The 22,687-nt window shown below is 41.4% G+C and carries 19 protein-coding genes; 15 read left to right on the top strand and 4 right to left on the bottom strand.

Annotation, left to right across the window (positions count from 1 at the left end):
* Nucleotides 1–15 precede the first annotated feature (15 nt).
* Nucleotides 16–1,434: a polyphosphate:AMP phosphotransferase gene (gene pap, locus MKL33_RS08220; RefSeq protein ID WP_005065911.1), complete on the bottom strand. Its 1,419-nt coding sequence runs from the start codon at nt 1,432–1,434 to the stop codon at nt 16–18.
* Nucleotides 1,435–1,643: 209 nt separating this feature from the next.
* On the opposite strand from pap, the gene MKL33_RS08225 reads away from it, so the two are divergent.
* From MKL33_RS08225 to MKL33_RS08295, 15 genes are all read left to right on the top strand, one after another.
* Nucleotides 1,644–2,351, top strand: coding sequence for an FFLEELY motif protein (locus MKL33_RS08225; protein WP_068527627.1), 708 nt, complete (start codon nt 1,644–1,646; stop codon nt 2,349–2,351).
* Between the two features lie 147 nt (nt 2,352–2,498).
* Nucleotides 2,499–3,446, top strand: coding sequence for a bifunctional demethylmenaquinone methyltransferase/2-methoxy-6-polyprenyl-1,4-benzoquinol methylase UbiE (ubiE, locus tag MKL33_RS08230; RefSeq protein WP_270906794.1), 948 nt, complete (start codon nt 2,499–2,501; stop codon nt 3,444–3,446).
* Between the two features lie 11 nt (nt 3,447–3,457).
* Complete coding sequence (locus tag MKL33_RS08235) at nt 3,458–4,126, top strand: ubiquinone biosynthesis accessory factor UbiJ (RefSeq protein WP_039763486.1); 669 nt, start codon at nt 3,458–3,460, stop codon at nt 4,124–4,126.
* A 12-nt stretch (nt 4,127–4,138) separates the two neighbouring features.
* Nucleotides 4,139–5,758 (top strand): ABC1 kinase family protein, encoded by a 1,620-nt coding sequence (locus MKL33_RS08240; protein ID WP_014208238.1) that lies wholly within the window; start codon nt 4,139–4,141, stop codon nt 5,756–5,758.
* Between the two features lie 124 nt (nt 5,759–5,882).
* On the top strand, nt 5,883–7,196 hold the full coding sequence (locus MKL33_RS08245; RefSeq protein ID WP_068527625.1) for an FAD-dependent oxidoreductase: 1,314 nt from the start codon (nt 5,883–5,885) through the stop codon (nt 7,194–7,196).
* Nucleotides 7,197–7,222: 26 nt separating this feature from the next.
* The gene (locus MKL33_RS08250; RefSeq protein ID WP_017385378.1) at nt 7,223–7,609 is read left to right on the top strand and encodes a VOC family protein; all 387 of its coding nucleotides are present in this window, start codon (nt 7,223–7,225) and stop codon (nt 7,607–7,609) included.
* A 174-nt stretch (nt 7,610–7,783) separates the two neighbouring features.
* The gene (gene hisIE, locus MKL33_RS08255; protein WP_014208235.1) at nt 7,784–8,557 is read left to right on the top strand and encodes a bifunctional phosphoribosyl-AMP cyclohydrolase/phosphoribosyl-ATP diphosphatase HisIE; all 774 of its coding nucleotides are present in this window, start codon (nt 7,784–7,786) and stop codon (nt 8,555–8,557) included.
* A 9-nt stretch (nt 8,558–8,566) separates the two neighbouring features.
* Nucleotides 8,567–10,069 (top strand): UvrD-helicase domain-containing protein, encoded by a 1,503-nt coding sequence (locus MKL33_RS08260; protein WP_002114901.1) that lies wholly within the window; start codon nt 8,567–8,569, stop codon nt 10,067–10,069.
* A gap of 23 nt (nt 10,070–10,092) precedes the next feature.
* On the top strand, nt 10,093–11,478 hold the full coding sequence (locus MKL33_RS08265; RefSeq protein ID WP_068527622.1) for an AAA family ATPase: 1,386 nt from the start codon (nt 10,093–10,095) through the stop codon (nt 11,476–11,478).
* Nucleotides 11,479–11,772: 294 nt separating this feature from the next.
* Nucleotides 11,773–14,622: a monovalent cation/H+ antiporter subunit A gene (locus MKL33_RS08270; protein ID WP_068527618.1), complete on the top strand. Its 2,850-nt coding sequence runs from the start codon at nt 11,773–11,775 to the stop codon at nt 14,620–14,622.
* Nucleotides 14,619–14,987 (top strand): Na+/H+ antiporter subunit C, encoded by a 369-nt coding sequence (locus tag MKL33_RS08275; protein ID WP_002115033.1) that lies wholly within the window; start codon nt 14,619–14,621, stop codon nt 14,985–14,987. The genes MKL33_RS08270 and MKL33_RS08275 overlap by 4 nt, the downstream gene beginning before the upstream one ends.
* Nucleotides 14,987–16,798: a monovalent cation/H+ antiporter subunit D gene (locus tag MKL33_RS08280; protein WP_032005097.1), complete on the top strand. Its 1,812-nt coding sequence runs from the start codon at nt 14,987–14,989 to the stop codon at nt 16,796–16,798. The genes MKL33_RS08275 and MKL33_RS08280 overlap by 1 nt, the downstream gene beginning before the upstream one ends.
* Nucleotides 16,799–16,800: 2 nt before the next feature.
* Complete coding sequence (locus MKL33_RS08285; RefSeq protein ID WP_005079335.1) at nt 16,801–17,328, top strand: Na+/H+ antiporter subunit E; 528 nt, start codon at nt 16,801–16,803, stop codon at nt 17,326–17,328.
* A complete protein-coding gene (locus MKL33_RS08290; RefSeq protein WP_005065886.1) occupies nt 17,325–17,600 on the top strand; it encodes a monovalent cation/H+ antiporter subunit F in 276 nt (91 codons plus the stop codon). Before MKL33_RS08285 ends, MKL33_RS08290 begins: the two co-directional genes overlap by 4 nt.
* Before the next feature lie 11 nt (nt 17,601–17,611).
* Nucleotides 17,612–18,016, top strand: a complete 405-nt coding sequence (locus MKL33_RS08295) for a Na+/H+ antiporter subunit G (RefSeq protein WP_005065884.1) — start codon at nt 17,612–17,614, stop codon at nt 18,014–18,016.
* Nucleotides 18,017–18,075: 59 nt separating this feature from the next.
* Here MKL33_RS08295 and MKL33_RS08300 read toward each other — a convergent pair whose 3' ends face one another.
* From MKL33_RS08300 to nusA, 3 genes are read right to left on the bottom strand one after another with little or no spacing between them, the layout of a single operon-like run.
* The gene (locus tag MKL33_RS08300; protein WP_002114836.1) at nt 18,076–18,477 is read right to left on the bottom strand and encodes a ribosome-binding factor A; all 402 of its coding nucleotides are present in this window, start codon (nt 18,475–18,477) and stop codon (nt 18,076–18,078) included.
* Nucleotides 18,477–21,176, bottom strand: coding sequence for a translation initiation factor IF-2 (gene infB / locus MKL33_RS08305; RefSeq protein WP_002114697.1), 2,700 nt, complete (start codon nt 21,174–21,176; stop codon nt 18,477–18,479). Before infB ends, MKL33_RS08300 begins: the two co-directional genes overlap by 1 nt.
* Nucleotides 21,177–21,186: 10 nt before the next feature.
* The gene (gene nusA, locus MKL33_RS08310; RefSeq protein ID WP_002115134.1) at nt 21,187–22,671 is read right to left on the bottom strand and encodes a transcription termination factor NusA; all 1,485 of its coding nucleotides are present in this window, start codon (nt 22,669–22,671) and stop codon (nt 21,187–21,189) included.
* Nucleotides 22,672–22,687 lie beyond the last annotated feature (16 nt).

The raw sequence follows: 22,687 nt of genomic DNA on the forward strand, positions 1-22,687 counted from the left end.
CTTGTAGCTGAGAGCTTAGTCTGCTCTCAGCTGTTTTAAAATGGCCTTCAACACCTCCAGACGGGCCGTATATTTATCATCAGTTGCAACGATATACCAAGGTGCATATTCAGTACTGGTTCGCTCAAACATATCGGCTGCTGCTTTTAAATAATCATCCCACTTATCACGATTACGCCAATCTTCCGCAGTGATTTTAAAGCGTTTATGCGGTGTTTCTTCTCTGGCCTTAAAACGCTGCTCTTGCTCATCTTTACTAATCGCTAGCCAAATTTTTACCACAATCGTTTGACTATCAAATAAATCTTTTTCAAAGCGATTTATTTCATCATAGGCACGCTGCCATTCTAAAGGCGAAGCAAAACCTTCGACACGTTCAACGAGTACGCGCCCATACCATGTCCGATCAAAAATCGTGATTTTTTCAGCTTCATTAATGCGGTTCCAAAAGCGCCATAAGTAAGGATGTCGAGCTTCAAAGCGTTCAGGTGCACCAATACAATGAATATCATATTCACGTGGGTCTAAGTTTTTAACAATTCGCTTAATGGCCCCTCCTTTACCAGCAGCATCCATACCTTCAAAAGCAATGACGACATTGCGTTTATCAAAACGCATGGCATCGGCAATTTTCTTACTCAGCTTATCCAGCTCTTTTTTATATTCAGCTTTTTCAAGTGGTTCATTAGAAGGTTTTAATAAACTCTCTGGAATTTTAGCTTGCTGCCATTTTCCTTTAACTTCAGTTTCATGCTCTGGAAGTTGACGCATGTGTTGTAAAAGGTATTGAGCGAAAAACTGATCACGCTGCTTTTCATCTTCGCCATCAATAATGTACCAATCGTCGGTAAAACGACGGCGTAACTTTTGCAAAGTGTCATATTGTTTTTTATTACGCCAGTCTAGGCCGTGGAGCTTATGCCAGTGTTGCTCTGACGGGTCAATTTTGTCTAAACGTTTTTGTAGTGATTTCCATGATAGATCGAACCAGACTTTAACCACATCGACATAGTTATTTTTTAAATCTTGCTCAAATGCCCGCATATTTTCAACGTATTCATCAAAACGCGAATCATCTAAAGGCTCGGAAACATGCGTTGCTGTGACGAGCAAATCGCTATACCAGTTGCCGAACATCACCACAATTTGTCCTTCAGTCGGAATAAACTCCGAGTAAGATTGCCAAAATGCTTCTGTATCTGTCAGCACACGTGGCGCGTCTGCTTTGACTCGTAAATATCGTGGATCTAGCCATTCACGGAGTTGCTTAACAGCCTCACCTTTTCCAGCCAATTCAATACCGCTCATTAATATCAGTGTGCTTTTAGCGTTGGGTTTGCCCCGACTTTCTTTTAACGCATATTGTGCTTCAATCAAATCGACTGAAAGCTGTTCTTCATCACGAATCTCAAATTTTGGTTGTTGTTCACTCATAGTCCACGGCTCTAATCTTTTATTGTTTAATTTCGATGATCTTTAACTTATGCGGTTAAATGATGAATTGCTATACAAATTATGTCATTGCGACAAAATTCTGTTTAAAAATTGACGCATGAATCATTTTTTTTACATCTACTCGCCATAGTACAAGGTTACAATGCCTTTTATGATTTTTTGCAAATAGCCCAATATTAGAGCCTTAAATGTCTAAACTCGCTGCTTTTGATGATCTTTTACAACAATATAAAACGTTTAATTATCACGATAATCCAGTGCTTGCCCAGCGTTTGCAAGATGTACAAACATGGCTAAAAGAGCGGATGAAAGATACGCATCATGACTTTTTTAATCTGCCAACACACAAGCTCATGTCAGAGTACTTTTTAAATCGTTTATATGGTGGCCCAGAATTTGATGCTCTTGCAGCTCAAATCGAACGCTTATTGAAATATGCGCATAAAGCAGAAAAAGTCTTACCTGAGAATGCAATTAAAACAGGTACTAAATCAGTAAGTTTGGCTGTACTTGCAACCCAACTTGATGAGCAAGTAGCAATGCAACTTCTTGAGGACTATCCGGCAGATACAGTACTCACTGATGAGATTATGCGTTTAACCTTAATTAAGCTCGATCAAGCAGAAGCTCGTTACCAGCAGCTTGCTCTGCTTGACGATTTAGGAGCAGCGCTCGATAAATACATGCGTTCATTTATGATGTTTACTGCTTTTAAAATGTGTAAAGGTATTGCCCAAAAATATCACTTCGAATTGATGTATGATTTCATTCAAGATGGTTTTAATGCGATGAAACCGTTAAAATCAGCCGAGACCTTTATTAAGACTTTTACTGAAAAAGAACGCCAGATTATTGAAAATGTACATTCAGGGCATCCGAATCCGTTTAGAGTGTGATAAGGTCGGCACATAGAAAAACTCAACCTCACGAAGTTGAGATTTTATTCATTATATTTGCATGATGATGCCTGTAAAAATAGACAAAATCTGTCATCATGCAGAACTTATTCCGTTTCACTTGAGTTTGAGTCTAGGAGAGACAATATGTCTAACGAAAACCAAAAGCCAACATCTCCAACTGAGCAGGCACAAAGTTCAGACAAAGTTAGCCCATTCCTAAGCTCACCTTTACCTCAAGGTACTCCTCAAGGGCAACAACAAACTTTACAGCAAACCTTAACAGACACACCTGTGAATGGTTCTGTACCTAAATACAATTTACCTCGTGGTGCTGGCAATACTGGCAACGTTGGTGAAACCACACACTTTGGTTACTCAACTGTTAGAACTGAAGATAAAGCACAAAAAGTTGCAGAAGTTTTCCACTCAGTTGCAAGCAAATATGACTTGATGAATGACTTGATGTCATTTGGTATTCACCGTTTGTGGAAACGTTTTGCAATTAACATGTCTGGTGTTCGCCGTGGTCAACACGTGTTGGATATTGCGGGTGGTACAGGCGACTTAGCAAAAGTATTTAGCCGTGAAGTTGGTCCGCAAGGTCATGTTGTACTTTCAGACATTAACGAATCTATGCTCAATGTTGGTCGTGACCGTCTAATTGATGCAGGCTGTACCAATGTTGACTTCATTCTTGCCAATGCAGAAACTTTAGAACCTTTTGCAGACAACAGCTTTGATCTTGTAACCATTAGCTTTGGCTTACGTAACGTGACAGATAAAGATGCAGCACTTGCGTCTATGTTCCGTGTGTTAAAACCAGGTGGTCGTTTACTGATTCTTGAGTTTTCTAAACCTGTATTTGAGCCATTCTCGAAACTTTATGACCTCTATTCATTCACCGCTTTACCGATCATGGGTAAATTGGTTGCGAATGACTCAGAAAGTTATAAATATTTGGCTGAATCAATCCGTATGCACCCAGACCAACGTACTTTAAAAGGTATGATGGAAAATGCTGGCTTCCAGAACTGTGACTATCACAACCTTACTGCTGGTATCGTTGCCGTTCACCGTGGCTTCAAACTGTAAGGGATAACGATATGTGGTCGATTCTGGCACTCGGTGCAGTCGAACGTATCATTCATCATCTGATCGATCTGGATGCGGTTACTCGCATTCAGCTTAATCAGTTACAGGGCAAAATGTTGCGTGTTGTGATTGATAGCCCGCAACTTTCTGTCGATGTATTCTTTGACCAAGAAAAAGTACGTCTTGAACCTACCGTAACAGGTCATAGTGAAAAGCCTTCTATTTTTGAACAGCGTCCTTTTGATGCCCAATTCAAAATTTCTGAAGCAACTGCAACTTTGCATGTTAATGATGTCATTGAACTGATTAAATTATTGGTCAGCGATCCAGATCAGATTGGTAATATCCCATTGCAAGGTGATTACCATCTGCTACAGGATATTCAAAAGATTATGCAGCAAGCTGAACCAGATTTAGCTGCGCATTTATCAAGATGGGTGGGTCCTCAACTCGCCCACGAAATTGGCAAGATTCAACTTGCACCAAAACATTTAAAACGCTCGGTGCAAAGCCATCTATTTTTCGCAGAAGACGCATTAAAAGAAGATAGCGGTCTATTTGCCCCTCGCTGGGAAATGGATGATTTAACTCAAGCAACTCGCAAGCTTAATCAAGACATTGACCGTCTTGAAGCAAGATTGCAGCAACTCAATGCACAACTACAACCCTCTCAAGACTAGGTAAGACTGTATATGATTCCGCACGTTTCACGTTTACTCGAACTTTGGCGTATTGCAGCGCACTATAGACTCGATACGTTGTTCCCTGCGGATGAATTACCAGTTAAAGCTCAGCATGCATTAAATATTATTAAAATGCACCCTGCTGCATGGTCGAGTCGTGAACGTAAAAATCCTTTAAAGCTCAAAGAAGCTTTAGAAGATATGGGACCACTTGCAATCAAGCTCGGTCAATTACTGTCTACTCGCCGTGACCTAATTCCACCTGAGGTGCTCGCTCAGCTGGTTTTACTTCAAGATCAAGTAAAACCTTTTGATGGAGATGTTGCTAAACAACGTATTCAAGATTCGTTAAAAGCTGACGTTAATACATTATTTGCTCGCTTTGATGATCAGCCATTAGCTGCCGCATCAATTGCCCAAGTGCATACTGCTGCATTGCATGATGGTCGCGAAGTCGTTGTTAAAGTCACTCGCCCTGACATTCGCAATCAAATTTTACAAGACTTTGAGATTTTGGCATGGCTAGGTAATACACTAGAAAGCCGCCTTGAAGCTGCTCGTGCGTTGCATCTCACCGAAATTATTCAAGACTACCGCCAGATCATTTTAAACGAACTGGACTTGAGTATTGAGGCGGATAACACCCGTCGTATGCGCCATTACTTTACTGGCTCAACCATGATGTATGTGCCTGAAGTCTACATGGACACCAAAGATGTCATGGTGGCAGAGCGCATTACAGGTGTTCCTATTTCAGATACGGCAACCTTTGACCGTCTAGGCATGGACCGCGCACAACTTGCAGAAAAAGGGTTAACCATTTTCTTTACGCAAGTCTTCCGCGATAACTTTTTCCATGCAGACATGCACCCTGGTAATGTCTTTGTAGAAACCATCAACCCAAGCAATCCACGCTTTATTGCACTAGACTGTGCGATTATGGGTGAGCTTTCTAAGCACGACCAGATGACAGTTGCCCGTATGTTGCTTGCTGTGATGAACAGCAACTTTATGCAGCTTATTCAAATTGTGCATCAAGCTGGCTGGATTCCACCGGGTACAGATCAAGACGCGTTAGCACGTGAAATGCGACGCACTGTTGGGCCAATGGTGTCTAAACCAATGGATCAACTTGATTTTGCGGGTATCTTAATCCAAGTCATGGATATTGCTCGACGCTTCCATCTTGAGATACCACCACAGCTCATGCTGCTACTCAAAACTTTAGTGCATGTAGAAGGCCTAGGTACTGACCTTTATCCGCAGCTCGACATCTGGAAATTGGCAAAACCAATTTTGACGGAATGGGTCAAATCCAACATGAACCCAGTCAAAAATGTAAAAGAGCTTGGCCAGCAATTACCTGACCTGCTTTTAGGCGCTCAAGATTTCCCAAGCTTAATTATTGATAGCTTAAATGGTTTAAAAAATCAGTCAGCTTGGCAAGACCGCCAGTTACGCGAAATTCAGCAACTTCGTTTGCAAATGGAACATCAGCAACGCCGTAGCTGGATGTTCGGCAGTACCATGCTGATTTTGCTGACTATTGCAATTATTAGCCCTTGGTTTGTTTCGATTATTCTAATTGTGCTGAGTAGTTTACTAGCGCTTTGGCGTATATTGAAATAAGTTCAAAATCCCTTGCCAGTGCAAGGGTTTTTTTATGAGAAAAATTCAATATTTTAAAAAATTTATAGATCAACTATTCGTTCATTGCTAAATTGAACCTATAAATGCTTCAAAAGAACAAACAATGAAAACACCTCATTTTGCCATTATCGGTGCCGGCACTGCAGGTTTAGCCACTGCGATTTTACTCGCCCGCCAAGGCAATAACGTTACTATTTTTGAACAAGTTGATGAGTTATCTCCAGTAGGTGCTGGTTTATTACTACAACCTGCGGGCTTAGCTGTATTTGAACATTTAGGTGTGCTCGAAAACGCCTTAACATTAGGTGCAAGAGTCACAGGCTTAGAGGGCCAACTTCCAGACAAGCGTCTTTTAGTTAACAGTCACTATCACGAAGCATCAGCAAATCTTTATGGCCTAGGTATACACCGAGCCACTTTATGTCATGTACTCACTCAAAAGCTTAGTGAATATTCAAACCAGATTACTTGGTGTATGAACCACTCTGTTGAAAGTTTTGAAGAACGTAACGATGAAATTCAGCTATTCGGCATGCATCAAAACCATAAGTTTGATGCTCGCTTTGATGCCGTACTTATTGCCAATGGTGCTCGTAGTCAATTAAGACCTAAAGCATGGGTAAAGGTTGACCAAGCCTACCCTTGGGGTGCGGCGTGGAGTATCGTGCCTGAGTGCCAAGTGCTCGATTCTGAAATTCTGCATCAATTTTATGATCGCTCGAAAATTATGATGGGAATTCTTCCTACAGGAGCAGTTCCAAGCGAACCTCAACAGCGCCTTTCAAGTGTATTTTGGAGCTTACCTAAGCCACAATTACAAAGCTTTTTGCAAGATGAGCAGGCTAAACAAGCTTGGTTAAAGCAAGTCTCTGAGCGTTGGCCCACAGTTGCAGAATGGCTAAAAGAGATTTTATATAACAGTCCAACTCAGCCCAAATGGTTATCTGCAAACTACCGTGATGTCGTTATGACTCAATTTGGTCAAGGTCGAATTGGGGTGATTGGCGATGCCGCTCACGCGATGAGTCCGCAGTTAGGTCAAGGCGCAAATATGGCATTATTGGATGCTTGGGCTTTCTCTCAATCATTGCAACATGCTAAAAAAAACCAGAATATTGATTGGTCCCTGCTCTGGCAGCACTACCACCAGCTTCGCCGTTCATCCACCCAGTTTTATCAATTTCTTAGTCGCTTACTAACACCACTTTATCAATCTGATCATTGGTGGGCTGGAGGTTTAAGAGATTTAGTTTTTCCGTGGATGTATCAAATCCCTTATTTTCGAAAAGAAATGGCAATTACAATTTCAGGCTTAAAAACAGGACCATTCAAGCAACTTGATTATGATCAGGTAGCTCAATTTCCTAAAGAAAACAGTGCATTTCATTTAGAAAGCCAATCTTTGTCTGACTATTAACCCCACCAAATAATAGTGATTAACACATGAAAATCAGCCATCTTGATCATCTTGTTTTAACTGTCTCAAATATTGAAACTACCTGTCATTTCTATCAAACCGTATTGGGGTTTGAAGTCATCACGTTTAAAGGTAATAGAAAGGCTCTAAAGTTTGGAAATCAAAAAATAAATTTACACCAGCAAGGCAACGAGTTTGAACCGAAGGCATTACAGCCGACTCCCGGATCTGCCGACTTGTGTTTTATTTCAGACACTCCCATTTCAGAAGTGGTTGCGCATCTTAATCAGTTAAATATTCAAATTGAAGAAGGTCCGATTGAGCGTACTGGTGCAATGCATCCTATTCTTTCAGTTTATATACGCGATCCAGATCAAAATTTGATTGAGATTTCAAATATCCTCACGCCTTAGTCATTCGAATAATATACAGATTGGTAAGTGTTACAAGCTATTCATTACGCTGACAAAGACAAAAAGGACAAAGAATTTTTCCGCAAAGCGACGTTGATGCCGTACACTATACAAGCTATTTTTTAGCATCAGATTGAAATCAATTTATAGTTCATATTTCTTTGGTGATTCCTCATGAATAACACGCAATGGCTCGATGAAGTAAAATTTAACGAACAAGGTCTTATCCCTGCCATTGCTCAACATCATCAAACCGGACGTATTTTGATGGTAGCGTGGATGAACCGTGAATCACTTGCGCTCACAGCAGAAAAAAATCAAGCGGTGTATTTCTCTCGCTCTCGCCAAAAACTTTGGCACAAGGGTGAAGAATCAGGTCATTTCCAAACGGTTTATGAAATTCGTCTGGACTGTGACGGCGATGTAATCATATTACAAGTTGAGCAACACGGCGGTATTGCTTGCCATACAGGTCGTGAGTCTTGTTTCTACCGTAAACTTACCCCACAGGGTTGGGAAATTGTCGATGCACAATTAAAAGACCCTACTGCAATTTATGGCGATAAAGCCAAAACTGAAAGCCACGATCATGCTCACACCACTGAACAAGTTGATGTACTTGCTCACTTAGGGCAATTGATGCAAGAGCGTAAGCAAGCTGAAGCGGATACGTCATATGTTGCAAGCCTTTATAAAAAAGGCATCAATAAAATCTTGGAAAAAGTCGGCGAAGAAAGCGTAGAAACTATTATTGCTGCGAAAGACTACGCTGCTCAAAATACAGAAAGCAATTTAAATGACTTGATTTATGAAACTGCCGATTTGTGGTTCCATAGCATTGTCATGTTGGGTTATTTCGATCTTAATCCACAACTTATTATTGACGAATTAGCTCGTCGTCAGGGTTTATCTGGTTTAGTTGAAAAAGCTAACCGCAACAAGGTTTAAAATCACTCAGTGTCGAATATCGAAAAACCTAAAGCCACCTATGAGCAAGCTATTGCCATAGATAACGGACGTCTTGGGCAATCATTTAAAGTGATTGCCTATGCGGGTACAGGTAAAACTACTACGTTACAAATGATTAGTGATGCCATGCCTGAACGGCGCGGTATGTATTTGGCTTTTAACAAAGCCATTGCTGGTGAAGCACAAAACAAATTTCATCGTAATGTAGACTGCCGGACTTTTCACTCACTCGCGTTTCGCAGTGTGCCACGAGGTGTGACTGATAAATTACGCTTACCTCGCTTAAGTCCAAGCTTTATTGCCAAAGAATATCGACTAGAACCTATTACTTTACGACGCATGATGGGTGGACGTTATGAAAAATACGTCTTAATGCCAAGTCGCCTCGCAAGCCTTGTCGCTAATGCTGTCAGCTATTTCTGTTCAACCAGTTCTCAATATCCAGCTCCTCGACATATTCAGGCGCCCAACTGGTTACATCCGGACGATATTACCGAGCTACAAACTCACCTTTACCCTGCTGTAGAGCGCCGTTGGTTAGAATCCATCGACCCAAATCATCAGGCAGGAATTGGTCACGATATTTACCTCAAACTTTGGGCTTTGTCTGAACCTAACATTCCAGCCGATTATGTACTATTTGATGAAGCACAAGATGCCGACCCTTTAATGTTGGGTATTTTACTTCGCCAAAAAAGTACGCAGGTCATCTATGTAGGTGATGCACATCAGCAAATTTATGCATGGCGTGGTGCAATCAATGCCATGCAGCAATTACCATTGCCAGAGTCTCGCCTCACCACTTCTTTCCGTTTTGGTGAAACGATTGCGGATGTTGCCAATGCATTGCTGGGCGGATTAAATGAAACTGTTCCTTTGCTTGGTAATCCAAATCAAAAATCAAGTGTCGTAAATAAACCGCATACCAAAATGCGTGATGCGATTTTATGCCGTACCAATGCTCGGGCTATGGAACTTCTATTAGCAGGTTTAGTTCACGGCGATAAAGTGAGTTTGCAAGCTGATCATCAAAAACTAAACCGTTTTGTAGATGCTGCAAGTCTCTTAAAACAAGGAAAACGGGTTACTGATGTGCCTGAATTAGCATGGTTCAACTCATGGCATGATGTCCATGAATACTGTGAAACCAATGAAGGTAGTGATATTAAACCATTGGTTAAATTGGTCGATGATCACGGCACTGACCCGCTAAAAAAAGCACTTGCAAAGATTACTCCACTTGAGCAAGCTGACTATGTCATCTCTACAGCACATAAAGCAAAAGGCTTAGAATGGAACCGTGTTCATATTGAAGATGACTATCAATTTAAAATTAATGGGTTAGAACACAAGATTACCGATGAAGAATTAAGACTACTGTACGTTGCCTGTACTCGTGCTAAAGTAAGTCTAAATATCCATCATCTTTATGATCTGATACAACAATTAAAACTAAGGGCGCCTTTAAGTCTTCGTCAGTCGGTTGGTTGAAGCGCTCATATTTAGGTGAGCCTATGAAACTTGAATCTGTCCAATTTAAACATATTGCTCTGTTTCACGACCTTAAAATACACTTTCACTATGAAAAACAGCCAATCACCTTAATTTTAGGTGAACAGGCAACTGGTAAAAGTATGTTGCTCAAACATATTTACCATGCTTTAACTTGGCTGCCTGCTCGCCTTAAAGATTTGCGTAGTCCCGGTATTGTCATGCCTGATCAAGACATTACTCAGTCGCGTCTACAATCAAAAATTGAAGTGACTATTCAAGTTCGTTCAGAAATTGGTCATCTGCCAGAAAGTACCTCTGCTCAGCAGGTAGACTCTTCACTATGTAGCTGGAAACTTTTTAAAACCTTAAATGCAAGTGGGATTGGAGTGAGCCAAGTTGAAACTCAGCAACTTGACCAAACCATGGCTCTTTATCAACAAGTCATAAAAAAAGATCCATTACAGGGGCTTCCCTTAATCGCTTACTACCCAGCCGAGCGATTTGTGAATGATATTAATCTGCTTAATAAAAATTTACCCGGCATTACTCAAGCCATTTCAGCCTATGACATTAGCCCACTACCGTTTACAACTTTTACACGCTTTTTTGAATGGTTACGAGAAATCAGCGATATCGAAAATGCTCAAGCTGCATATCTAGTACAACGGATTAGATCGAAACAATCAGATCAGCAAGATCAAACAGAATTATTAAATGAGCTTCAAAAAGAGTTATCAGGGCAACCTAAACAGCTCACTTCACCCAATCTATATGCTCTTAAGAATGCATTGAATATAGTTTTGCCTGAGCTTAAAGACCTCTATTTACAATATCAGCCTCGACTGCAACTCATGGTCGACTATGAAGATCAAACCTTACCTTTTCAGCAGCTTTCAAATACAACAAAAACCTGGATTGCTTTAGTAGGTGATATAGCCCGCCGACTCTGTTTACTCAATCCTTTGAGCTTAAACCCTTGTCTTGAAGGGGATGGCGTTTTACTCATTGACCAGATTGATGTACAGCTCGACTCAACGCATTGCTCCGAGATCTTAAATCGGCTTCATCAAGCATTCCCACACCTACAAATTATTGCAACAGGAAGTCGTGAAGAGCTACTCGAACATGCTTCAACCTATCAATGTCTAAAATTAGAGCACGGTAAAGTTAGCCATCTTGATTTAAACACCACCAAACAACAGCTTGAACATATCTACACCTTACTTCAAAGAAGCGAGCCATTAACACCATCTATAGAAGCACAGCCTTTGAGTTTAATAGACCCAACACCAGCACCGATTGAGGTTTTATTTCAGCAGATTCAGGGTTTAACTGAACAACAAAAAAATGAATTATTAAGGATGATTCATGCGGGAGACGCGCCGGAAGAAAGCCCTTCGGTTTGAGTTTTATAATCAAAAAACCACAGTCACAAAATATATGGTGGAGTACGGTTTTTTAGGCACTAAAATAACTAGATGTTGTTACTACATGTAATAACATCAGATTTTCAATGCTTTTTTAGTGTACAATAAATTTCATTTTGCGTTTTTATTCTTCAAGTTGCGCAATACAACTTGTTTCTCGCTTTATTTTCTAATTTGGTTGGGTTTTCGGAATAATAAGCTTTGGAACTCTCTTTGAATTCCTATCTATTCTGAAATTAAAATTTCACCTTTAGGTTTCGACCTAAATCACATATGGATACGAGTGTGCTACCGATAATTATCTTATTACCGTTAATATTAGGCACCACCCTTGTTTCATTGCTTCAACGGTTCTCGCGTGGAGTAACGGCTTTAGGGGCAATTGGAGTCAGTTTAACCAGTTTTGGTTTATTACTGACTCAAGCTAAAACTGTGCTTGGTGGTGCAAGCATTCAACAAAGCTGGGATTGGTTACCTCAATTAGGGATCAATCTGAGCTTCAGGCTCGATGCTCTTGGTTTATTATTCTCTTTACTTATTACCGGTATCGGTACACTCATTTATATATACGCCTATTATTATTTAGGCCCTAAAAATTCATTAAGTAAACTCTATACGTTACTCATGCTGTTTATGGCAGCAATGCTGGGTATTTCGCTCTCTAATAATCTTATTATTTTATTAGTCTTTTGGGAGCTCACCAGTATTTCATCTTTCTTGTTAGTGGGATATTGGAGTCACTATGAAGCTGCTCAACGTGGCTCTCGGATGGCACTCACAATTACAGGAATGGGCGGTTTAGCAATGCTAGGTGGATTTGTTCTATTAGGACAAATCACCGGAACCTATGAAATTAGCGAAATCATGGGCATGAAAGATGTTATCCAAGCCCACGCTCTTTTTATTCCAATGTTATTGCTTATTTTGCTTGGCGCATTTACAAAGAGTGCTCAGTTCCCATTTCATTTTTGGTTACCTAACGCAATGGCGGCACCCACACCAGTGTCCGCTTACCTGCACTCTGCGACCATGGTAAAAGCCGGGATTTTTCTACTTGCCCGCTTACTTCCAATCTTTATAGGCGCTGCGATCTATCACAATATCGTTACGTTTGTCGGCCTATTTACGCTCTGTATGGCAGCGTGTTTTGCTATTTTCAAAGAAGATTTAAAAGGACTGTTAGCCTATTCAACCATTAGTCATTTAGGGCTTATTGTTTGTTTACTCGGTATCGGTTCTCCTTTAGCAGTTGCCGCTGCTATTTTCCATATTATTAACCATGCAACATTTAAAGCAGCGCTGTTTATGCTTGCAGGGATTATTGATCATGAAACCGGCACACGTGATCTTCGAAAACTCAGTGGTATTTGGCAATTACTTCCTTTCACTGCCACACTCACCATGATTACCGCTGCCTCTATGGCAGGTGTACCACTTACCAACGGCTTTATTTCAAAAGAGATGTTCTTTACCGAGCTATTGGCGAATCTTTCAGGCTCAACAGTTATCTTTGCCAGCATCATTGCAACTCTGGCTGGTATCTTCGCAGTAAGTTATTCAATTCGCTTAGTACATGGTGTCTTCTTTGACGGCCCAATTGGCAAACAAGTGCCAAATAAAGACGCACATGAACCACCTATCGGGATGCGTGCTCCAGCCATCCTTCTTGCTGTGCTTTGTATCTTGGTCGGCGTTCTGCCTTCGTTATTGGTAGAACCACTGGTCAATAGTGTAACTAGAGCAAGCTTAATGCAACTAGAATTTGCGGGTACACACCTTGCAATTTGGCATGGATTCAACGCTCCTCTTGTGATGAGTATTATTGCCTTAGTAGGCGGTACGCTGTTCTACTTTGCCTTAGCAAAAGACGGCATGATTCGTAAAATTGACCTTGACCCACGTCTAGGCAAATTACAAGGCCGTATCTTATTTGATTTATTTTTAAAACATCTGCTGCTTACAAGCCGAAAAATCAAACAAAAAACTGAAAATGGTTCATTGCAAAGTTATTTGTTCTGGATCATTGCTTTTAGCATCATCATGGTCACTATGCCTTTACTCAATCAAGGGCTGAGCACAGGTACACGTGAACTCACCCATGCTCCATGGATTGCTGTGGTTCTTTGGCTGACGTTGTTCTCAGGCTGTTGGATGATGCTCTGGTTCCACCATGAGCGTATTAAAGCAGTACTTATTAGTGGTGCAATTGGTCTAGTGGTAACGATGGTCTTCGTCACCATGTCAGCACCAGATTTAGCGCTGACTCAAATTACAGTAGACGTTGTAACGACTGTTCTTTTATTGATGAGCTTATCGTTACTTCCACAGCTCACACCGTATGAATCTCTTCGTTCTAGACGTTTGAGAGATGCTGCCTTAGCAATTATTGGAGGTTTAGGAATTGGCTGGATTACTTGGCTCATTTTAACCCGTGATCATAATTCAATTTCTTGGTTCTTTGCCCAACAGTCTTTACCACTTGGTGGTGGCTCAAATATTGTAAATGTCATTTTAGTTGACTTCCGTGGCTTCGATACCTTCGGTGAAATTACGGTATTAGGCATCGCTGCGATTGGTGCCCTATGTTTAATGGATGGTATGCGTGTACACGGCACCACCATGACGCAAGGCCTCACCTACCGTTTTAATCCTTCTCCGCTTATGTTCCGTATTACGGCCTCTTGGGTATTACCTCTAGCGCTTGTCGTCAGTGTTTATATCTTTTTGCGAGGACATAACTATCCAGGCGGTGGCTTCATTGCAGGTCTAATCACCTCAATGGCGCTAATCATTCAATATATTGCACTAGGTCAAGATCAAGCAGAACAGCTGTTAAAAGCGAAGTCTGGCCGCCTTTACGAAGTCTGGATTGGCACAGGATTAACGATTGCAGGCCTGACTGGTATAGCAGCATGGTTCTGGTTACGTCCGTTCCTCACGAGTGCTCATGTCTATGTTGAATTACCAATTCTAGGAAAACTACATCTAGCTTCAGCTGCAAGTTTTGACTTGGGTGTTTATATCACCGTTGTAGGCGCGACAATGTTGCTCATCTCTGTATTAGGCGACTCTCGTCATTCGAGTATGTCCGGTCCTGTACCACATCGGGAGGAATCATCATGATCAGTTTAGAATTCTTACTGGCTTCTGCTATTGGTTTACTTGTTGCCACAGGTATTTATCTGATTTTACGTGCTCGTACTTTCCCTGTTGTGCTCGGATTGGCTGTAATCGGTTATGCAGTAAACCTATTTTTATTTGCTATGGGTCGATTACAAATCAGCTCGCCAGCAATTTTAACTGAAACGACAAAAATAACCGATCCACTCCCTCAGGCGTTGGTGTTAACCGCCATCGTGATTGGTTTTGCAACTACAGCGTTTATTGTACAACTTGCGCTACGTAGCCGTTATGAATCAGGTAGTGATCATGTTGATGCTAAAGAAGATGCTTCCCCAACATACGACCCACGTGAGGATGAGCCGTGATGTTTGATTTTTTATCTTTTTGGCAACAACACACGCCTATTTTTAGCATTCTCATCCCAGCATTTACTGCTTTTATCTTATTACTGTTAGGCAACCCCGGGGCAGGAGCTTTAAAAGATGACTGGCGTCAGCCTTGGCGTCGTGGCATTAGCCTCGTCTCAGCAATTGCCGGATTAATTACCGCTATTGTTTATCTTAGTTACGCCAGCACGGGGCAAATTACTGTTTACCAATTAAGCGAATGGTCAGCGCCATTTGGTATTGTGCTTGTACTCGATCGTCTTTCTGCTTTTATGCTGGCACTGACTTACGCATTAGCGGTACCAGTTTTATGGTATGCAAGTGATAACTGGGATACGCGTGGTCGCTATTTCCATGCCATGGTACATTTTCTATTAATGGGGATTTGTGGAGCATTTCTAACAGGCGACTTATTTAACCTTTTCGTCTTTTTTGAAATCCTGTTGATGGCTTCGTATGTGTTGCTCTTACATGGACAAGGCAAACCTCGTTTTCAGCTTGGCGTTCACTATGTCATTATCAATCTTTTAGCCTCTGCCCTTTTCTTAATTGGGCTTGGTATGATTTATGGCAGTGTGGGTAGCCTCAACATGGCGGATGTCTCACGTCTTATACCGACACTTGAAGCAGATCAACACAAATTAGCAGTCGCTGGTTCCTTACTTCTCTTTGTTGTTTTCGGTATTAAAGCAGCAATGCTTCCTGTCGGTTTTTGGCTACCAAAAACCTATGCCGTTGCAAGTACGCCTGTAGCTGCAATTTTCACTATTATGACTAAAGTCGGGATCTATTCTATTTTACGTGTAAATGGAACAGTATTTGACGATGCGCTTAGTCAAGAAATCTTAAAAAGCTGGTTATTGCCTATTGGCTTAATTACTTCTCTTTATGGGGTGATTGCAGCAATTGGAGCAGATCGTTTACGTCGATTTGTCGGCTTTATGGTCCTTTCTTCAATTGGTACCTTGCTTACAGCAATTGCCATGTCTAATACGCAGGCATGGTCTGGTGCTTTATATTATTTAGTGCACAGTACCTTAATTGGCGCAGCTTTTTATCTATTCTGTGGATGGATCACTTCACAACGTGGAGATTTTAAAGATCATTTAAAAGTTGCCCCAAGAATCAAACAAGAAAAAGCGGCTATGCTGACTTACTTCTTGATTGCCATGATGCTTGCAGGTTTGCCACCTTTTAGTGGTTTTCTTGGAAAAGTATTCATTTTACAAGCGACAGTTGAAGCTAGCTATCAAGGCTGGATTATTGGTGTTGTGCTTGTTGTGAGCCTATTAAGTATTATTGCACTCACACGTGTTGGTTTTATCTTATTCTGGCGCGCCTCTCCTCCAGAAGAAGATCCAATCCATCCAGCTTATATTCTTTATCGTGCTTTGCCGGAACGCGCACCACCACGTAACGATCAAGTTATCTATCTATTACTGGCTGGTTTAATCGCTTATGTTGTCTTTGCTGCACCAATTCAGCATTACACATTAAGCACCGCACAACAGATCCAGGACCATGCACTTTACCAACACTCTATTCTTAAAGTAGATCAAAACGGTGAAGTCATCAGTGTGCAACCATATGATCCAGCTTACTTACCGGAAACCAAGTACGGCGGTGAAGTTGAAGATCATAATGCTTATCTTGTTCCAGATATTATTTCGAAAGATACGTTCAATGGCGAACATATTTCTGAATATAAACAACGACAAATTCAGCAACAGGACAAACTCCAAACGCCTACCATTGTTGATGAAAGTCAATTGAAACCTATGGAGCCATAACAATGCAGTTAACTCATTTGCTTGAACGCTGGTTTCCACATCCATTTGTTTCGGTTCTCATCGTTTTATTTTGGTTGATGCTGGCGCATAGTCTTGATGCGAGTGATCTTTTGACTGCGATGCTTTTGGGCTTAATCATCCCTCGTTTAGTCAAACCGTTTATTACCCGCACACCGCATATTCATTGGAAACCTGCGGTTAAGCTATGTTTTGTAGTTCTTTGGGATATTATTATTTCTAACTTTAAGGTCGCAAAACTTGTTTTGGGACCTACTAAAAAATTACATCCTAAATGGTATCGCGTACCTTTAGAGACAGAACATGAGCAGGTCAACACCTTACTTGCAATGATCATTACCACAACACCAGGTACGGTTTCTGCGGGTATCGATCAGGAACGCGGGGATATTCTGGTTCATGCTTTGAGCACAGATAATACCGAATCTGATATTCAAGACATCAAAGAACGTTATGAAATTCCTCTTATGGAAATTTTTGATGTGAAAAGTAAAACGGAGGCAAGTGCATGACAATCCTACCCTATGCTCTAGGTATTAGCTTGATTGCCGTTACAATCTCGATGCTACTTTGCCTTTTTAGATTGGTTATGGGCCCATCAATTGTAGACCGCCTTTTAGCGCTCGATACACTTTTCCTCAATGCAACTTGCCTCATTGTTGTGTTAGGCATTTATTGGATGACGACTTCTCTATTTGAAGGAGCACTATTGGTTGCGATGTTAGGTTTCGTATCTACAGCCGCCTTAGCACGCTACTTCACAACCGGTCATGTTATCGATTAAGGAGAGGTCAAATGCAATTTACAATGGAAATTATTGTTTCGGTCTTTCTGGTTTTTGGCGCCTTCTTCATGTTAGTTGGCTCAATCGGTATGGTCCGTTTACCCGACTTATTCATGCGCTTACATGCGCCAACTAAGTCGAGTACGCTCGGCTTAGGAAGCTTTCTGATCGCTTCCATGATCTTTTTTGCTTTCCAAGGTCGCTTTGGTTTTGCCGAATTACTTATTACCCTTTTAGCTTTTATTACCGCGCCTGTTTCGGCTAATTTGATTGCACAAGCTGCGCTACATTTACGTTTACGCTCATTGAGTGGTGAAGTACCTGAAGCCATTGAGCGCCCACTCCCTTGGGACCGTTACAAAATTGGTCAGCGCTTCTCACAAAACAAACCGCCAATGGAACCTCCTAAAGAATAAGAAATTGAATCAATAAAAAAAGCCACCCGAAGGTGGCTTTTTTTATTTTTGAGTTCTAATTACTCTTGGTCATCTGACTTACGTTCTGGTAAATCTTGTACCGCTTTTTCGATTAGACCAAACATATAGTTACCATATGCATTCGTCTTATCGTAATGGAAACGTAAGCGAGGCGTAATACGAGTCTTAATGCGACGGCTCAATTCATGACGCAAGAAACCAGAAGCTTTATTTAATACATCTAAAGTTTCTTTATTTGCTGCTTCACTTTGCTCATCGCCGAGTTCACGTCCCATAACAGTAACATAAACTTCAGCATAACCCATATCCGCACTGACTTTCACCGCAGAGATGGTCACTAGACCACCTAAGCGAGGATCTTTAAGCTCTTGACGGATCAGCTCAGACAACTCACGTTGTACTGAATCCGCCATGCGCTTTAAGCGTTGGCTACCCGCCATTAAAGACTCCGTTTAATCAATTGAACATCATACACTTCGATCTTATCTTGTGGTTTGATGTCTTTATAACCTTTCACCGCAAGGCCACATTCCATACCGGCACGAACTTCATCAACAACGTCTTTATAACGACGAAGAGATTCAAGCTCACCTTGGAAAATTACAACATCATCACGTAATACGCGAATCGGTTTATTACGATGTAATGTGCCTTCAAGTACCATACAGCCTGCTGCTGCACCAAACTTACTTGAGTGGAATACTTCACGTACTTCCGCAACACCCAAGATTGTTTCACGATGTTCAGGAGCAAGTTTACCGCTCATGGCATCTTTCACATCATCAATTAATTCATAGATGATGCTGTAGTAACGAATATCAATACCGTCTTGGTCACTTCGTTGACGAGCAGTCGTATCGGCACGTACGTTAAAGCCTAATAATACAGCTTCTGAAGATTCAGCAAGAATTACATCAGACTCAGTAATCGCACCAACACCTGAGCTAATTACACGAACTTTTACTTCATCAGTAGATAATTCATGTAGAGCAGCATTCAATGCTTCTAAAGTACCACGTACGTCTGTTTTCAAAACAACGTTCACTGTAGGAACATCTTTTTTGCCCATTGACGACATGATATTTTCAAGGCGCATAGCACTTTGACGATCAATACGTTTTTGACGCTCACGGTCAGCACGAGCATCGGCAACTTCACGCGCTTTCTTCTCGTCATTTACAACAAGAACTTCATCACCCGCCATTGGAGCATCTGGAAGACCCAGAATTTCTACTGGAATAGATGGTCCTGCTGATTTAATCGGCTTACCGTTTTCATCAGACATTGCACGGACACGACCATAAGATGAACCTGCAAGAACAAGGTCACCAATGTTTAATGTACCGTTTTGAACAAGAATCGAAGTTACTGCACCACGGCCTTTATCTACACGTGCTTCAATAACAACACCTTGCGCAGCACCTTCAGCAGATGCTTTTAATTCCATCAATTCTGATTGAATAAGAATTAAATCAAGGAGTTCATCAATACCTTGTCCGCTGTGTGCAGAAACTTTAGCAATCGGAACATCACCACCCCATTCTTCTGGAACGATTTGTTTCGTTGTTAATTCATTTAACACACGGTCTGGATCAGCAGATTCTTTATCCATTTTGTTGATTGCAACAATAATTGGAGTACCTGCTGCACGAGCATGGTCAATTGCTTCTGCAGTTTGTGGCATTACACCGTCATCTGCAGCAACAACTAATACAACGATATCTGTTGCTTTAGCACCACGTGCACGCATTGAAGTAAATGCCGCATGTCCTGGCGTATCAAGGAATGTAATAATTCCTTTGTCTGTTTCAACGTGATATGCACCAATATGCTGGGTAATACCACCTGCTTCCCCAGCCGCTACTTTCGAACGACGGATACGGTCAAGCAATGATGTTTTACCATGGTCAACGTGACCCATAATGGTAACAACTGGCGGACGAGTTGTTTGCTCACCACGAGCTTCTTCAGCTGCTTCAAGCAAGTTATCTTCCGCTTGTGTATCAGAAACTAAAACAGGGTTGTGGCCCATTTCTTCTACAACAAGTGCCGCTGTGTCTTGATCAATAGCTTGATCTTGATTAACCAATTCACCCATTTTCATAAGTGTTTTGATAACTTCACGTACTTTAATCGCCATTTTTTGAGCAAGATCGGCAACAACAATGCTTGAACCGATTTCTACATCATAAACTTGCTTTTTAACTGGCTTTTCAAATCCATGCTTATTCGCTTGGCTTGATTTTAAACCACGTTTGTTATGGTTAACAAAGCTTTGCTCTTCTTGACCACGACGACCACCTTTCTTCCCAGCACGTGGGTTAGTGGTTGCGCCACCGCGTTTAATTTCACGGTCTTCTTGCTTAAATGAATCTTCATAAGCTTGGCCAACTAGACCTGAAGCAAGTGGAGAATCATCAATAACACGAATTGTCGTAGTAGCATCGTCATTTGAATACTTAGACGCCATTTTGCGCATTTGTTCAAGTGTACGTTGCTGAGCTTCTTCAGCTGCTTTACGACGTGCAGCTTCTTCAGTTGCTTTTAACTGAGCTGACTGCTCTTCACGAGCTCGTTTCTGTTCTGGAGTTTCAGCTGGTTTTGGTGCAGGTTTTACTGTACCACCACCACGCTTTTTCACTACAACAGCAGCTTTTGGAGCTGTCTGTGCAGCACTATCTTGTTGATGAGCAGCACGCATCGCATCTAAAGTTGCTTTAGCTTTTTGCTCTGTTTGAAGACGCGCTTTTTGCTCGGCAGTTTCACGCGTTTGCTGTTCTACACGTGCTTTAGCTTCAGCTTCTGCACGTGCTTTAGCTTCAGCTGCAATTTGTTCAGGGTTTGGTTTAGCAAAAACCTGTTTTTTACGTACTTCTACGTTAATCGTTTTTGCTTTACCTGAAGTACTTGCAACTTTAGCGGTACTGGTTGTTTTACGTTTCAACGCAATTTTTCCTGTGTTACCACTTTCCTGACCATGAACTTTTTTCAAATGATTGACCAAAGTATCCTGTTGTTCAGTGGTAATAATGTCGTCTGCTGTACGTTGAGGCAAACCTGCTTCACGAGCCTGTTCTAGGAGCTTCTCAACAGGACGTCCTACACTGAGAGCTAACTCTTTAATCGACTTGTCCGTCATATTTCATCTCCTAGTTAAACCATGATTCGCGAGCTTTCATGATCAATTGACCTGCTTTTTCATGACCAAGTCCTTCAATATCAGAGATATCGTCAGTAGCTTGATCTGCCAAATCGTCGACAGTAATAATACCGCGAGCGGCAAGCGAGTAAGCGATCTCAGAAGTCATGCCTTCCATAGTGAGAAGGTCTGCGCTCGGTTCTTGAATATTTTCTTGCTGTTTCAAAGCATCAGTAAGGGCTGCTTCTTTTGCACGACTTTGCAATAACTCAACCAATTCAGCATCAAGCTCAATTTCGTCAAAAGTCTCAGCAGGAACATAAGCAATCTCTTCTAAAGAAGTGAAGCCCATTTCCACCAATGCCATTGCTAAATCTTCTTCAATATCGAGACGTGATACAAACATATCAAGATATTGCTGAGCTTCATTTTGCTGACGAGCACGATACTCTTCTTCAAGCATCATGTCGAGTTTGTAGCCAGTTAAATCAGAAGCTAAACGAACGTTTTGACCTTGAGAGCCAATCGCACGAGCTAATTGATCGCTGGTTGCAAAAATAATGTCGGCACTTCTTGCATCTTCATCAAGCACGATGCCTGAAACATCAGCTGGTTCTAATGCACTAGCAATGTATTGAGCCGGATCATCAGACCAGACCACTACATCAATACGTTCACCATTTAACTCTTGTTGTACAGCTTGAATACGCGTACCACGCATACCAATACATGCACCTACAGGGTCAATACGGTGATCATTTGTTTTCACTGCAATTTTAGCACGAACGCCCGGTTGACGTGCCGCTGCTTTAATTTCAATAATTTCTTCAGAAATTTCAGGAATTTCTTTTTTCATTAAAGCAATTAACATTTCAGGCTTAGCGCGTGATAACAACAACTGAGCGCCACGACCTTCACGGTTAACATTATATAAAATAGCGTTTACACGTTGTTTTGGACGAAGAATTTCTTTTGGAATCATCTCTTCGCGTGCAAGATAAGCTTCTGCGTTGTCGCCTAAGTCGATAATGAAGCCATCTTTGGTTTGTTTTTTCACTTCACCGTAAATTAACTCACCAACTTTAGACTCGTATGCATCAGCAACTAAAGCACGCTCAGCTTCACGAATTTTTTGTACAATAACTTGTTTTGCAATTTGTGCAGCAATACGACCAAACTCAATAGACTCTACTTCGAGTTCACGCACGTCACCAATTGACCATTTAGCTGGATCAACGTCAGAAATTGCATCTTGGCAAGCTGGCATTTCATGATCTTCATCTGCCACAACAGTCCATTGACGGAACGTACGGTAATCACCAGTTTTACGATCAATTTCTACACGAAGCTGAGCTTCTTCAGCATGCGTACCTTCGTAAAATCTTTTCTTCGTTGCAGCAACTAGAGCTTGTTCCAAAGCTTCGAAGATCGCTTCACGACTAACACCTTTTTCATTACTAACCGTTTCAACAACGGTAAGAATTTCGCGGCCCATAAGTCACCTACCGATT

The organism is Acinetobacter sp. AOR43_HL, from assembly GCF_027854635.1.
Taxonomy (GTDB): domain Bacteria; phylum Pseudomonadota; class Gammaproteobacteria; order Pseudomonadales; family Moraxellaceae; genus Acinetobacter; species Acinetobacter pittii.

What these genes read in the sequence shown, in the direction of transcription:
- pap (WP_005065911.1), bottom strand. Translation starts at nt 1,434, where the DNA reads ATGAGTGAACAACAACCAAAATTTGAGATTCGTGATGAAGAACAGCTT.
- MKL33_RS08225 (WP_068527627.1), top strand. Translation starts at nt 1,644, where the DNA reads ATGTCTAAACTCGCTGCTTTTGATGATCTTTTACAACAATATAAAACG.
- ubiE (WP_270906794.1), top strand. Translation starts at nt 2,499, where the DNA reads ATGTCTAACGAAAACCAAAAGCCAACATCTCCAACTGAGCAGGCACAA.
- MKL33_RS08235 (WP_039763486.1), top strand. Translation starts at nt 3,458, where the DNA reads ATGTGGTCGATTCTGGCACTCGGTGCAGTCGAACGTATCATTCATCAT.
- MKL33_RS08240 (WP_014208238.1), top strand. Translation starts at nt 4,139, where the DNA reads ATGATTCCGCACGTTTCACGTTTACTCGAACTTTGGCGTATTGCAGCG.
- MKL33_RS08245 (WP_068527625.1), top strand. Translation starts at nt 5,883, where the DNA reads ATGAAAACACCTCATTTTGCCATTATCGGTGCCGGCACTGCAGGTTTA.
- MKL33_RS08250 (WP_017385378.1), top strand. Translation starts at nt 7,223, where the DNA reads ATGAAAATCAGCCATCTTGATCATCTTGTTTTAACTGTCTCAAATATT.
- hisIE (WP_014208235.1), top strand. Translation starts at nt 7,784, where the DNA reads ATGAATAACACGCAATGGCTCGATGAAGTAAAATTTAACGAACAAGGT.
- MKL33_RS08265 (WP_068527622.1), top strand. Translation starts at nt 10,093, where the DNA reads ATGAAACTTGAATCTGTCCAATTTAAACATATTGCTCTGTTTCACGAC.
- MKL33_RS08270 (WP_068527618.1), top strand. Translation starts at nt 11,773, where the DNA reads ATGGATACGAGTGTGCTACCGATAATTATCTTATTACCGTTAATATTA.
- MKL33_RS08275 (WP_002115033.1), top strand. Translation starts at nt 14,619, where the DNA reads ATGATCAGTTTAGAATTCTTACTGGCTTCTGCTATTGGTTTACTTGTT.
- MKL33_RS08280 (WP_032005097.1), top strand. Translation starts at nt 14,987, where the DNA reads ATGTTTGATTTTTTATCTTTTTGGCAACAACACACGCCTATTTTTAGC.
- MKL33_RS08285 (WP_005079335.1), top strand. Translation starts at nt 16,801, where the DNA reads ATGCAGTTAACTCATTTGCTTGAACGCTGGTTTCCACATCCATTTGTT.
- MKL33_RS08290 (WP_005065886.1), top strand. Translation starts at nt 17,325, where the DNA reads ATGACAATCCTACCCTATGCTCTAGGTATTAGCTTGATTGCCGTTACA.
- MKL33_RS08295 (WP_005065884.1), top strand. Translation starts at nt 17,612, where the DNA reads ATGCAATTTACAATGGAAATTATTGTTTCGGTCTTTCTGGTTTTTGGC.
- MKL33_RS08300 (WP_002114836.1), bottom strand. Translation starts at nt 18,477, where the DNA reads ATGGCGGGTAGCCAACGCTTAAAGCGCATGGCGGATTCAGTACAACGT.
- infB (WP_002114697.1), bottom strand. Translation starts at nt 21,176, where the DNA reads ATGACGGACAAGTCGATTAAAGAGTTAGCTCTCAGTGTAGGACGTCCT.
- nusA (WP_002115134.1), bottom strand. Translation starts at nt 22,671, where the DNA reads ATGGGCCGCGAAATTCTTACCGTTGTTGAAACGGTTAGTAATGAAAAA.